Source organism: Streptomyces sp. NPDC006510, assembly GCF_040611955.1.
Lineage (GTDB): Bacteria > Actinomycetota > Actinomycetes > Streptomycetales > Streptomycetaceae > Streptomyces.
Map to the genome: position 1 here is coordinate 1 of NZ_JBEXPH010000216.1, position 12,818 is coordinate 12,818.

General features: G+C 69.7%; 9 protein-coding genes. 2 read left to right on the plus strand and 7 right to left on the minus strand.

The features are described 5' to 3' along the window. Positions 1-2: 2 nt before the first annotated feature. Genes ABZY11_RS37715 through ABZY11_RS37740 form a run of 6 tightly spaced genes read right to left on the minus strand, consistent with a single transcriptional unit; the run spans position 3 to position 7,292 of the window. Entirely contained in the window at positions 3-1,034 is a 1,032-nt protein-coding gene (locus ABZY11_RS37715) for a LacI family DNA-binding transcriptional regulator (protein ID WP_356483490.1), read from the minus strand. 55 nt (positions 1,035-1,089) lie between these two features. Further along, a complete protein-coding gene (locus tag ABZY11_RS37720) occupies positions 1,090-2,991 on the minus strand; it encodes a glycoside hydrolase family 36 protein (RefSeq protein WP_356483491.1) in 1,902 nt (633 codons plus the stop codon). A gap of 5 nt (positions 2,992-2,996) precedes the next feature. Then, a complete protein-coding gene (locus ABZY11_RS37725; protein WP_356483492.1) occupies positions 2,997-3,812 on the minus strand; it encodes a carbohydrate ABC transporter permease in 816 nt (271 codons plus the stop codon). After that, positions 3,809-4,765 carry a sugar ABC transporter permease gene (locus ABZY11_RS37730; RefSeq protein ID WP_356483493.1) on the minus strand — a complete coding sequence of 319 codons (957 nt, stop codon included), beginning with the start codon at positions 4,763-4,765 and terminating at the stop codon, positions 3,809-3,811. Before ABZY11_RS37730 ends, ABZY11_RS37725 begins: the two co-directional genes overlap by 4 nt. Before the next feature lie 5 nt (positions 4,766-4,770). Continuing rightward, on the minus strand, positions 4,771-6,105 hold the full coding sequence (locus ABZY11_RS37735) for a sugar ABC transporter substrate-binding protein (RefSeq protein WP_356483494.1): 1,335 nt from the start codon (positions 6,103-6,105) through the stop codon (positions 4,771-4,773). Beyond that, positions 6,090-7,292, minus strand: a complete 1,203-nt coding sequence (locus ABZY11_RS37740) for an aminotransferase class V-fold PLP-dependent enzyme (protein ID WP_356483495.1) — start codon at positions 7,290-7,292, stop codon at positions 6,090-6,092. The genes ABZY11_RS37735 and ABZY11_RS37740 overlap by 16 nt, the downstream gene beginning before the upstream one ends. 1,012 nt (positions 7,293-8,304) lie before the next feature. Here ABZY11_RS37740 and ABZY11_RS37745 point away from each other — a divergent pair. After that, positions 8,305-10,356 (plus strand): phosphocholine-specific phospholipase C, encoded by a 2,052-nt coding sequence (locus tag ABZY11_RS37745; protein WP_356483496.1) that lies wholly within the window; start codon positions 8,305-8,307, stop codon positions 10,354-10,356. Positions 10,357-10,675: 319 nt separating this feature from the next. Here the strand turns inward: ABZY11_RS37745 and ABZY11_RS37750 are convergent, their stop codons facing one another. Then, the gene (locus ABZY11_RS37750) at positions 10,676-12,010 is read right to left on the minus strand and encodes a GH1 family beta-glucosidase (protein ID WP_356483497.1); all 1,335 of its coding nucleotides are present in this window, start codon (positions 12,008-12,010) and stop codon (positions 10,676-10,678) included. Positions 12,011-12,071: 61 nt separating this feature from the next. Here ABZY11_RS37750 and ABZY11_RS37755 point away from each other — a divergent pair, with 61 nt between their 5' ends. Then, complete coding sequence (locus ABZY11_RS37755) at positions 12,072-12,695, plus strand: TetR/AcrR family transcriptional regulator (RefSeq protein ID WP_356483498.1); 624 nt, start codon at positions 12,072-12,074, stop codon at positions 12,693-12,695. The last annotated feature ends 123 nt before the right edge of the window (positions 12,696-12,818 follow it).

Sequence of the window (12,818 nt, forward strand, 5' to 3'; positions counted from 1 at the left end):
CGCTACCGTCCAGGCGTGCTGTCGCGCACGACCGGCTCCGCAGGGAGCAGCAGCCCGCTCGCCGGGGCGGCGGCGGGGTCCTCGACGGCGGTGATCAGCCGGTCGACGAGGGCGCGGGCGATGGCGGCCAGGGGCAGGCGCGCGCTGGTGAGGGCGGGCTGGAGCAGCGTGCAGAGCGGGATGTCGTTGAAGCCGGTGACGGCGACGTCGTCGCCGACGGCGAGGCCTGCGGCGCGGACGGCCTGGTAGGCGGTCAGGGCGAGCCAGTCGCTTGCGCAAACCAGGGCGGTCGGGCGGTCGGGGCCGGTGAGCAGGCGCTGGACGGCGTGGGAAAGCGCGGCCGGGTCGTCGTCGGGGACGCCGACCTCGAAGGCGCCGTCGGGTGCGGTGGCCGCGGCCTGCAGGAAGCCGGCCCTGCGGTCGGCGAGCCAGGGCAGGGACGCGGCGGAGTTGAGGTAGCAGATCCGTCGGTGGCCCTGGTCGAGCAGGAGTCCGACCAGTGCGGCGGTGGCGGCGGTGGAGTCGATGTCCACCCAGTTCTGCGGGCGGCCGGGGGCGGTGCGGCCGAAGGCGGCGAACGGGAAACCGGCCTCGGTGAGCACATCGACGCGGGGGTCGTCGTGGACGACGTCGGAGAGGACGAACCCGTCGATCTGGCGGGCCGCGATCAGTCCGTTGAAGGACCTGGCGACCGCTCCGGCGCCCTGCTGGGGGTCGGAACGGAACACCAGGATGCGGTGGCCGACCGCGTCGGCGGCGGTCACCAGCGCCTGGAGGAAGCCGCCCATCAGGGGGTTGGGGTCGGCGGGGTTGTCGGCGGGGGCGGGATAGCCGATGATCTTGCGGGTGCCGGTGCGCAGGCTGCGGGCGGACTGGTCGGGCTGGTAACCGAGTTCGTCGATGGCGGCGGTGACCCGGGCGAGGGTGGTGGCGCGCAGCCGGTGAGGTGCGTTGAGGGCGTTCGAGACGGTCTGTCGGGAGACTCCGGCCGCGTGTGCGACGTCCTCGATGGTCACCTGTCGAGCGGTCATCATTCCTCTGTGGTCGGCGGGCTGGGGGCGGGGGGTGGCTCCCCCCAGCCCGCGGTTGTCAGTGCCCGCGGGTCAGGGTGAGCAGGCCACCGGTCGGCACCGTCACCGAGTTCACCCCGGCGACGAGGTCGAGCACGGTCTCGGACAGGATCTCACCACGGCAGTCCTGGACGCGCGCGAGGGCCTGTTCCGGTCGGGGGGCGGTCAGGAGCACAGCGGGGTCGCCGTCCGCGTTGGCGACGAGCAGGGTCTGCGGGCCGTCCGCGGCGTGCCGGTCCGGGAGGGCGACGGGCAGCGGTGCGTAGCGTGCGACCACGGTGGTGCGGTGGTTGCGGGCGCGGACCAGGGGGTAGCCCAGGTCCGGCCGGGCGGGTTCCAGGACGCCGAGCTGGAGGACGTCGGCGTACCGGCGGGAGACGCCGAGCCAGAAGCGCAGGGTGGCGAGCTGGTCGGGGCTTTGGGCGGCGAGGTCGACGGAGATCTGCGGCACCGAGAACAGGGCGTTGACGAGGTGGACGGCGACGGACTCGGGCGTCTCGGTGGAGTTCCACGTGATCATGTCGGCATGGACGGCGAGTGGGCCCGCGGTGAGGCGGCAGTCGACGGTGCGCTGGCGGTTCTCGGCGGGGCTGAGCGGGCAGTCGGTGGCGCGGACCATGGTGGCGTACGGCCACAGCCCCGGGCTGACGTACGGCTGGCGGTGCTCGACGATCACGTCGGGCCGGGTGCGGCGCAGGCGGGCGTCGAGGTCGGCGAGCAGCTGGAGCAGGCCCTCGTGGACGGTGGTGCGGTCGGCGCCGGCCGGGGCGGGCGGGGGGTCGGTGACGGCGAAGCGGTCGATGAAGTCGAGTTTCAGACCGTCCATGTCCCACTGTTCGACGGCGCGGGAGACCTTCTCGACGAGGTAGGCGCGGACCTCGGGGTGGCGGGGGTCGAGCACGGCCGCGTCCAGGTGGGGCTCCTCGCGAAGGATCATGCCCTTGAAGCGGTCCCAGGTTTCGTTGTGCCGGCCGATGAACGGCAGTGCGTACCACAGGAGGTAGGCGAGGCCGAGCCGGTGGACCTCGGCAACGTGGGCCGCGGGGGCGGGGAAGGCCGCCGGGTTGGGCTCCCAGTCGCCGCAGTGGCCGTAGCCGCGAGCGCGGTCGGTGGTCTGCCAGCCGTCGTCGACGATGATGCTCTCGCAGCCGACGGCCGCGGCGAGGGCCGCCTGGTGTTCGACGGCGGCGGTGTCGACGTTCTGGTGGAGGCTGTACCAGGTGGAGTAGGCGGGCATCCGTGCGGCGGGGGCGACGCCGGGGTGTTGCAGGCCCTCGGCCCACCAGGCGGTGACAGCCTGCAGGGTGGCGGCGAAGTGGCGGCCGCTGAGGTCGAGGCGCAGCCGCAGCGGCGGCCCGTCCGGGGTGAGGTCCTGTTCCAGGGTGAAGGCGAACTCGCTGCTTTCCTCCACCACGCCGGCGCCGACGCGCACGGGTGCGGAGGTCTCGCCGGCGGCGGCGGTGCACAGAGCCCGGTCGTCGGCGCCGACCAGACTGGCGACGGGGGCGTCCAGGGCGAGCGAGACGGTCCGGGGGGCGATCCAGGACGGCGGCAGCCAGTGGGAGGCGTTGGTGTCCGGGGTCCAGTAGGCGGTGGCACCGAGGCAGGGGACCCGCCATTCGGCGCGGACGGTGGCCGCGGTCACCGTCGTGACTTCAATCAGGGCCACGCCGTCGCCGACCGGGGTGACGACGGTCTCCAGCCGGTCGCAGCCGAGCCCGGTGAGGTGGACGGTGAGCGGGGCTCCGGTGGAGTCGAACAGGCCGGTGGCGAGCTGCCGGTGGCCGATGGTGTCGGGAGTGGCCACGGTCGGCGTATTCGGGCGCCACACCGGGACGGGCTGCTGCGGGGCGGCGTCCGGCTCGGCGGGCACGTGTGAACTCCCGGTGTGCTCGCCGACGGGGCGTGGTTCGGTGGTCATGGTGGTCACTCCTTGGTGGCCCCGGCCAGCAGGCCGGAGATGAACTGGCGTTGCAGGACGAGGAAGAGGGCCATCACGGGGAGGGCGGCGATGCCAGCGGCGAGCAGGACCTGCGCGTAGTTGGTGGTCGACAGCCCCTGCAGAGTGGCGGTGGCCACGGGCAGTGTGTACATCTCGGGGCTGCGCAGCGCGATCAGCGGCCAGACGAACTGGTTCCAGCTGCCGAGGAAGACGAACAGCGCGAGTGCCGCGATGACCGGCCGGTTGACCGGGATGACGATCCGCCACAGCACCCGCAGTTCGCCGGCGCCGTCGACGCGGGCCGCGTCCAGGAGTTCGTCGGGCATGGAGCGTAGTGCCTGCCGCATCAGAAAGATGCCGAACGGGGTGACCAGACCGGGCAGGATGATGGACTGGTAGGAGTCGATCAGGCCCAGTTCCATCATCATCTGGAAGATCGGGATCAGCATCACCGTGTCGGGGATGACCAGCGTGCTGAGCAGCAGGACGAAGAACAGATTGCGCCCGCGGAACTCGAACTTGGCGAAGGCGTAGCCGGCCAGGACGGAAACGGCGACGGCGCCGATCGTCTGGACGCCCGCCACCAGCAGGGTGTTGAGCAGGACCCGGGTGAGTCCGATGGACTCCTCGAGCCCGTGGAGGTTCTCCATGAGGTGGCCGCCGGGCAGCAGTTTCGGCGGCCAGGAGAACACGTCCTTGTCGTCCTGGGTCGCAGCGATGGCGAGCCAGTAGAACGGGCCGACGCAGAGCCCGAAGGCGCCCGCGAGCAGCAGGGTGAGCAGGGGGCCTCGGGGCTTCACCGGCGCTCTCCCATCAGGCGGACCTGCAGGATGCCGAGCACCGACACGATCAGCGCGAGCGCGTAGGCGATGGCCGAGGCGTAGCCGAAGTCGAAGTACTTGAAGCCGTTGTTGTAGAGGTACATGGTGACCGTCAAGGTGGCGTTGTCGGGGCCCCCGCCGGTGAGGACGTACGGCTCGTCGAAGAGCTGCAGGGTGCCGATGGTGGAGAGCACCACCGTGAGGAGCAGGATCGGCCGCAGTTGGGGAAGAGTGATGGAGACGAAGCGGCGGATGGGTCCCGCGCCGTCGACCATCGCGGCCTCGTACAACTCGTTGGGAATGCCCTGCAGGCCGGCGAGGTACATCACCGCGTTGTAGCCGGTGTAGTGCCAGGTGATGACGAGGACGACGCTCACGCGGGCCCAGGAGGGGCTGCCGAGCCAGTTCACCCGGTCGACGCCGAACAGGGAGAGGACCCAGTTCAGCAGCCCGGCGTCGCGGTTGAGGATCACGGAGAACATCACGCCCGCGGCGACCAGGCCGGTCAGCGAGGGGACGAAGACGCCGAGTCGCCAGAGCGGGCGCAGCCAGACCTTGGTGGAGTTGAGGGCGAGGGCGACGAGCAGGGCCAGGCCCAGCATCAGCGGCACCTGGACGACCAGGATCAGCGCGGTGTTCTTCAGCGCGGTCCAGAACAGCGGATCGTCCAGCAGGCGCCGGTAGTTGGCGAGTCCCGTGAAGTGCCGGTCGTCGCCGTTGCCGTTGGTGAGGCTGATCCAGAGCGAGGAGACGATGGGGTACGCCTTGAAGATCGCGAAGCCCAGGACGGCGGGCATGATCAGCAAGTACGGGACGGAGCCGCGGGTCAGCAGTCGACGTCGCCCCGGGCGGGCGCGGCCGATGTGCGGGGGGATGCCGCGGTCGGCCGGGGTGACGGTGCCGGGAGCGTGTTCGGGCGGGGCGAGGGACATGGTGGTCAGGCCGCCTGCTGCCGGCCGGTCTGCTGGGCGAGCCGTTCGGCGGCGTCCCTGAGGGCGTCGGCCGGATCAGCGTCCTTGACCAGCACCTGGCTCTGGGCGTCACTGGCGAGCTTGAGAGCACGGGTGTAGTCGCCGGTGAAGTTGGTGGCTTCGGATCCGGAGCCGAGCGAGTCGACGAAGGACTTCAGCACCTTCTGGCCGCCGTAGAAGGGGTGAGGCGCGCTGAACTTCGGATCGTCGTACGCCGCGCTGAGGGCGGGGAAGACTCCACCGGAGGTGAACATCCGGTTGGTCTCGACGGGCTTGGTGAGTGCGTACTCGATGAATCGCCAGGCTGCCCGGCGGCGCTTGCTCGATGCGGAGACAGCCAGGTAGGTGGAGTTGACGATGGCGCTGCGACCGCCCCCGGGAACGGCGGCAGGAGGCTGCATGACACGCCATTTCCCCTTCTGGCCGGGGAACTTGGTGGCCAGGTACTCGACGGCCCAGGCGGGGTCCGGGGAGGTGGCGAGCTTCCCCTGGCTGAGCAGGCGCTTCCTGGTGCCCTGGCCCGCGGTGTCGGCGAGCAGGCCGCCGTCGTTGAGCCGCTTGATGACGGTGAGGGCCTGGACGGCCTCCGGGGAGGCGAGCGTGATCTTGCCTTCCTGGTTGAAGTAGAAAGCGCCCTGAAGCTGCATCAGGTTCTGGAAGAAGTCCATGTCCGGGGTGGTGCCGGGCTTGTCGAGCCCGAGCAGTTGGGCGCCGGTGGCGGCGAGGATCTCCGGTCCGGCGGCGATCAGGTCGTCCCAGCTGCTGATGTCCGCGGGGTCGACACCGGCCTTGTCGAAGTAGTCCTGCCGATAGAACAGACCGAGCGGGTTGACCTCCCACGGGAGGGCGTGGGCGGCCTTGTCCTTGCCTATGACGGTCGGCCACAGCCCCTGGGCGAAGTCGCTCCTGTACCGGTCGGCCCCGAGTCTGGACAGGTCGGCGAGGCCGTCGGGGAACTTCTCCAGGTAGCCGGGCAGGTAGTCGACGCCGATGTGCAGGACGTCGGCGAGACCCTTGCCGCCCGATGCGAGGCCGACAGTGATCTTGTCCCAGATGGCCGGGTTGCCGACGTCCTGGACATCGACCTCGATGCCGGGGTTGTCCCGCTCGAAGGAGGGGACGACGCCGCGCAGGGCCTCGGCCGCAGTGGTCCAGCTCCAGACGGTGATCCGACCGCTGTCGCCGTCGCCGCCGGTGGCGCCGCTGCCCGATCCGTTGCCGCCGCAGGCGGCCAGGCCGAGTCCGGCGGTGGAGGCGGTGGCGAGCTGGAGCAGCCGGCGGCGGCTCAGTTGATGGGACATGTCGGCTCCTGGGGATAGTGGGTTGTGCGGTGAGTGAGGGTGTGCAGTGCCTCGGCGAGCAGGTCGGCCGCGGCGCCCGGGGTAGAGGTGTGGGGAGAAAGTCGGATCCACTCGTCGCGACGGGTGGTGATCAGGCCGGCCGCTTCGAGGGTGCGGTGGACGGTGGCGGGGTCGTGGCCGGGCAGGCGGAAGGCGCCGATGCCGGCGCGCTCGTGGGGGCCGAGTCCGTCCAGCAGGACGTCGGCGCCGGCCCGCCGTGCACGGTCGAGCAGATCGGCAAGGGTGATGCGGATACGGGCGCCGACTGCGGCCGGGCCGCCCCGGTCGAACAGGACGTCGATGGCCGCGCCGATGGCCGCGGCGGCCGGGAAGTCCGGGTTGGTGGCGAGGTGGGCGGCGGCCCCGGGCAGCGGTGGCGCCGGATGCCGAGGCGCGAAGGGCTCCGCGACGCCGGCCCAGCCACCGAGCCCGGGAGCCAGGTGCTCGGCGCACCGGTCGCGGATCAGTAGCAGCGCGGCCCCCCAGCCGGCCCGTAGCCACTTCTGGCCGCCGCTGACGAGGATGTCGGCGGCGTCCACTTCGAGCGGGACGGAGCCCAGGCCCTGGATGGCGTCGACGATCAGCAGCCGGCCGGGCCCGAGGACCTCCTTGAGGGCGGCGAGCGGTGCCAGGTGGCCGGTGAGCGAGTCGACGGCGCTGACGGTGAGGGCGGTGACGTCGGGAGTGAGGTGGCGGCGCAGGAGGTCGGGGGTGATGTGCCGCTGGCCGTCCGGGTCGACGAGGCGGACCGCCGGGCCGCCGCGGCCGGCGAAGCGGAGCCAGGGGTAGAGGTTGGCGGGGAACTCGTCGCGGGGCACCAGGACAGTACCGGGGCCGTGGAGTGCGGCGGCCACGGTGAACAGGCCGTTGCTGGTGGACGGGGCGAGGGCGATCTCGTGCCGACGGGCGTCGAGCAGCCGGGCGGCCGAAGTCTGGGCGGCGTCGCTGAGGGCGAACAGCCGGTCGAGGTCGGCGGGGTCGAGGCGGGCGGCGAGTGCGGTCGTGGCGGTGAGCGCGGCGGCGGCCGGGCGGGAGAGCGGGCCGATCCTGGCGTAGTCGAGGTAGCCCGCCCCAGGACCGGGGGCGGGAGCCGGACCGGAGACCGCGGGGGTGGCGGCTTCGGGTGTGCGATGAATTTGATCGTTCAAAAATCTGCCCTAACAGAGCTCGATGCGCGCACTTTCAGGAATTTGAAGGTTCACATTAGAGAGATCGGATCGACCCGGCAAGACGTTCAGCGCAACTACTTTCCAGCGAGTCGGCCGGTCGGCCCCGCGCGGGCGGGCGGCATGCGCAAGCCCGTCCCGGTCGCGTGGATCCGGTACGGCGCCCGCCCGCGTGATGGCGTGGAACCGCATCCACCCCCGACTGGCCATCCGCTCGACATGGACCAGCCGCACCGGTGAACTCCCCGGTTCGCAACAACATCAGCCGGTGCTGACCGACATCGATGCCAATGGCATCGGCCCTGAAGGAGTAGTCGCAGGCCGGATTCGCTCCTGGGGACGACAGCATGGTGATGGTACGGATTCTCGTCCGTGCGGGCCTCGGTTGCTGCCCCCGAGCCGTCATGATGCCTTGGCGATCCCGGCTGCGGCCGCGGCGAGGACGTCGTCGAACAGGGCGAGGACGCTGCCGCCGACGGCCGGGAGAACCATGCCGCGCTCGGTCGTCAGGTCACCTCTCCGGCGAACTCCTGGACCCGGTGACGCAAACACACTCTGCGGGTCGGCAGGGTCTCGCGGTGCACGGGACGCCGACGTCCCGGCCCGAGCAGATCGGCTGCACGGCCGCGGCCGTCGGGAACGCGGGTGCCTTGCCGGCGACCCAGGACGGCCGCTCCTCGCGGCAGGGGTGGCGAGTTCCCGTCCGCCGACCGTGAACCGGACATGAACGAACGCCTGCGGCAGCTCGGAGAAGCGGCGACGTACGACGGTGTGCGATGCCTGGGCCTACGGAACGGAGGCCGATCCGAGGGCAGCGGAAAGGGACTTGTGGTACGACACGCGGCGACGCGCTGACGTCCCGCACACCATCCACCCATATTTTGCGCGACCGTCACCTCGGCCCACTTTCCTCAAGCCCGGGTCCTCTTGAATACTCCGTCTGCCCCTCTCCGTGGACGGACATCACCGAAGCAACAGGAGGATCCCCACAGCCATGACCGAAATCAATCGGCGTCGCTTCCTTCAAATCGCCGGAGCCACCACGGGGTTCGCCGCCCTGTCCGGCTCCATCGACCGCGCCGCCGCCATCCCGGCGGCGCGCCGCAGCGGAACCGTCCAGGACATCGAACACATCGTCGTCCTCATGCAGGAGAACCGTTCCTTCGACCACTACTTCGGGTCGATGAAGGGCGTCCGGGGCTTCGGAGACCCCCGCCCGGTGACACTGCCCAGCGGCAAACCGGTATGGCACCAGGCGAGCGGCGGCAAGGAAACCCTGCCCTACCACCCGGACGCCGATGACCTGGGCATGCAGTTCATCGCGGGCCTCGACCACGACTGGGCCGGCGGCCACAACGCGTTCAACAACGGCAAGTACGACAACTGGATACCCGCCAAGGGCACCGGCACCATGGCGTACCTGACTCGGGACGACATCCCGTTCCACTACGCCCTCGCCGACAGATTCACCATCTGCGACGACTACCACTGCTCGTTCATCGGTGCGACCGACCCGAACCGCTACTACATGCTCTCCGGACACGTCGGCAACGACGGCACCGGCGGCGGCCCGGTCCTCGGCAACCAGGAAGCGGGCTACGGCTGGACGACGTACGCCGAACGCCTTGAGAAAGCAGGCATCTCCTGGAAGGTGTACCAGGACATCGGCGACGGTCTCGACGCGGCCGGCGGCTGGGGCTGGATCAACGACGCATACCGCGGCAACTACGGCGACAACTCCCTGCTGTACTTCAACAACTACCGCAATGCCAAGCCCGGCGACCCCCTTTACGAAAAAGCCCGCACCGGCACGAACGCCAAGGCAGGAGACGGATACTTCGACATCCTCAAAGCCGACGTCAAGGCCGCCAGACTGCCGCAGATCTCCTGGATCGCCGCACCCGAAGCGTTCTCCGAACACCCCAACTGGCCTGCAAACTACGGTGCGTGGTACATCTCGCACGTCCTTGACGCACTCACCTCGAACCCCGACGTATGGAGCAGGACCGCCCTGTTCATCACATACGACGAGAACGACGGCTACTTCGACCACGTCGTGCCGCCCTACCCGCCGGCCTCCGCCGGCCAAGGCCTGTCCACCGTCGACACCACACTCGACCACTACAAGGGCAGTATCGGATACGCCGCAGGCCCCTACGGCCTCGGACAGCGCGTCCCGATGATCGTTGTCTCGCCATGGTCCACCGGCGGATACGTCTGCTCCGAGACCTTCGACCACACCTCGATCCTGCGCTTCATGGAGAACCGGTTCGGAGTGAAGGAGACCAACATCTCACCATGGCGGCGCGCCATCTGCGGTGACCTCACATCCGCCTTCGACTTCTCCCTCAAGATCACGGACCCGGCTGACCTGCCGGACACTGCGGGCTACGCCCCGCCGGACCGTGACCGCCACAACAGCTACGTACCGAGGCCACCCGCCCAGGGCACCCTGCCCCGGCAAGAGGCAGGGGCGCGGCCGAGCCGCCCGCTCTCCTACGCTCCCTACGTCGACGGGGCCGCAGACCTCACGACCGGCAAGTACAAGCTGACGTTCAGTGCAGGGGACCAAGCGGGCGCCGCCTTCCAGGTGCGCTCCCAGAAGCGCACCGACGGCCCGTGGACGTACACGGCGGCAGCCGGGAAGCCCGTTTCCGACAGCTGGAACTCGGTGTACTCCGGCGGCAGTTACGACCTCACAGCCCACGGCCCGAACGGCTTCCTGCGCACCTTCAAGGGCAACAACAAAGCCGCCGAGCCGGAGGTGACGGCACGCCACGACGTCGGCAACCTGAAGCTCACCCTGACCAACCCGTCGACCGCCGAGGCGCACCTCACCGTGGCCAACGCGTACGGCGGCGGGCGTCAAACCTACACGGTCCAGGCCGGCGCCACCGTCGTGCAGAGCATCGACCTGCGCGCCACCAAGCGCTGGTACGACCTGACGGTCGTCGTCGAGGGCAACGCCGGATATCTGCGGCGCCTGGCCGGGCACGTCGAGAACGGTCAAGCCGGCGTGAGTGACCCGGCCATCGCAACCGTGTGAGACCCGCACCCCACCACCCGGCGGACGGAGGGGCGCATACCCGGAGGATGACGAGGCATCAGCGATTCATGCCATCTGGTACTTCAACACGTGTTTGACAGATCGTCAGAATCCTATTGCACGTGACAGCGCACGCTGTTCGGTTGACCGCCCGCCAGACGCAGGTACATCGGCAGCTCCGCCTCGGTCGCCTGCCTGGGCGGCAGCCGCTCGGAGGCAGAGGGATGTGATGTTCCTGCCGATCCGGCTCGGGTGCGAGTTGGCACCCGGGATCCGCCGGAGCGCGTACGGAATCCGCGACGCGAGCTTGGCGGGTGGCTCAACCGCGCTGAGCGCGGATGAGGTCGCGGTACCACGCGAAGGACGCCTTCGGGGTGCGGACCTGGGTGTCGTGGTCGACGTGGACGAGACCGAAGCGCTGGTGGAAGCCCTCGGCCCATTCGAAGTTGTCGATCAGGGTCCAGGTGAAGTAGCCGCGCACGTCCACGCCCTGGGCCACGGAGGCGTCGACGGCCTGGAGGTGGGTGTCCAGGTAGTCGATGCGGTCGAGGTCGAGGACGGCGCCGTCCGCGTTGACGACGTCCTCGACCGAGCAGCCGTTCTCCGTGATGTAAACCGGCGGGAGTGCCGGGTAACGCTCCTTGAGGCCGACGAGCAGTTCCCGTAGGCCGTCGGGGACGACGGGCCAGTCGAAGGCGGTGCGGCGGTAGCCCTCGATGGGGGCCTCATCGAACGGCAGCCCCTCGGACGTCGGCGCCTGGATCCGGGTCGGGTTGTAGTAGTTGATGCCGAGCGCGTTCAAGGGGGCCGAGATCAGTTCGAGATCGCCGTCCCGGACGGAGCCGCCGAGGGTCGTGTCCGCGCCGAAGGCCGACAGGTCCGGGTAGGTGCCCGTGAGGATCGGGTCGTTGAACAGGCGGTTGTGCAGGTTGTCGTAGGCTCGCGCGGCGGCGCGGTCGGCGGGGGAGTCCGAAGCGGGCCAGACCGGGGTGCAGTTGTTGGCGATCATCACCTGGAGGCCGCGCGCCCGCAGCTCCCTCAGCGCCAGGCCATGGCCGAGCAGTTGATGGTGGGCGACCGGCAAGCAGTCCAGGAACAGGGTGCGGCCCGGCGCATGAGTGCCGAGACCGTAGCCCCAGACCATGTGGATGAACGGTTCGTTGAGTGTGATCCACTTCTGGACGCGGTCGCCCAGCCTGTCGGCCATGATGGCGGCGTACTCGGCGAAGCGGTGCGCGGTGTCGCGGTTCAGCCAGCCGCCGCTGTCCTCGAGGCCCTGCGGGAGGTCCCAGTGGAACAGGGTCGGGACAGGTTCGATGCCGCGGGCGAGCAGGCCGTCGACCAGCCGGTCATAGAAGTCCAGACCCCGAGTATTGACCTCACCCGTGCCGGTCGGCTGGATCCGGGGCCAGGCGATGGAGAAGCGGTAGCCGGTGAGGCCAGCCTCGGCCATCAGCGCGATGTCCTCCTCGTACCGGTGGTAGTGGTCGCAGGCCACGTCACCGGTGTGCCCGTCGCGGACTGTGCCGGGCCGGGCGGCGAAGGTGTCCCATACCGAGGGTCCGCGGCCGTCCTCCTTGGTGGCGCCCTCGATCTGATACGACGCCGTCGAGGCGCCCCAGATGAAGTCCGCGGGGAGATGGTTCAGTGTCACGCCTAACCTCCTGAAACATGAGCGGGGCTCACGTTAACCTGTTCGATGGGATGATGGAAGCGTGAATCAAGATCGCACCGCAGGGTCGCTGCGCCGAATGCCGGTCCAGAAGCGCAGCGCCGAACGCTTCGAACGGCTGCTGGACGCCTGCGCCGAACTCCTGGACGAGGTCGGCTATGCAGGGCTGACCACCAAGGAGGTGGCCCGCAGGGCCGAGGTGCCCATCGGTACCCTTTATCAGTTCTTCTCCGACAGGGAGGGGCTGATCGGTGCGCTCGCCGCCCGCAATCTGGAGTCCTTCTTGGGGCGGGTCGCGGACCGGCTGGAGCGAGAGGAACCCGAAGGCATCTCGGGCATCGTGGATGTGACCGTCGACGAGTTCGTCACCATGCGCCGGACGATCGCCGGTTTCGGCGTGGTCGACTTCGGCGCGGTGGGACAGGACCACATCCTGGAGCCGACCCTGGACAACAACACCGCGGTCGCCGGCAGGCTGCGCTCACTGACCGCTTCCCTGACCGGGGCCCAGGACAACGCCGAATTCGAGGTCGCGGTGCGGGTGGCCCTGGAGTGCGCGGACAGCGTGCTGAAACTCGCCTTCCGTATCGATCCGCAGGGCGACGCCCAGCTGATCGCTGAGTGCAAACGAGTCCTCAACAGCTATCTGAACGATCGACGCCGGTGACTGGCAACTAGGGAGCGTATTCGGTTGCGATCAAGGGGCCGCTCGTGTGAGGTCCTTGATCCAGATCATGGAGGCCCGGAGGTGGAGTCCGGCGAGGTAGCTCCCCGGGGTCTTGTCGTAGCG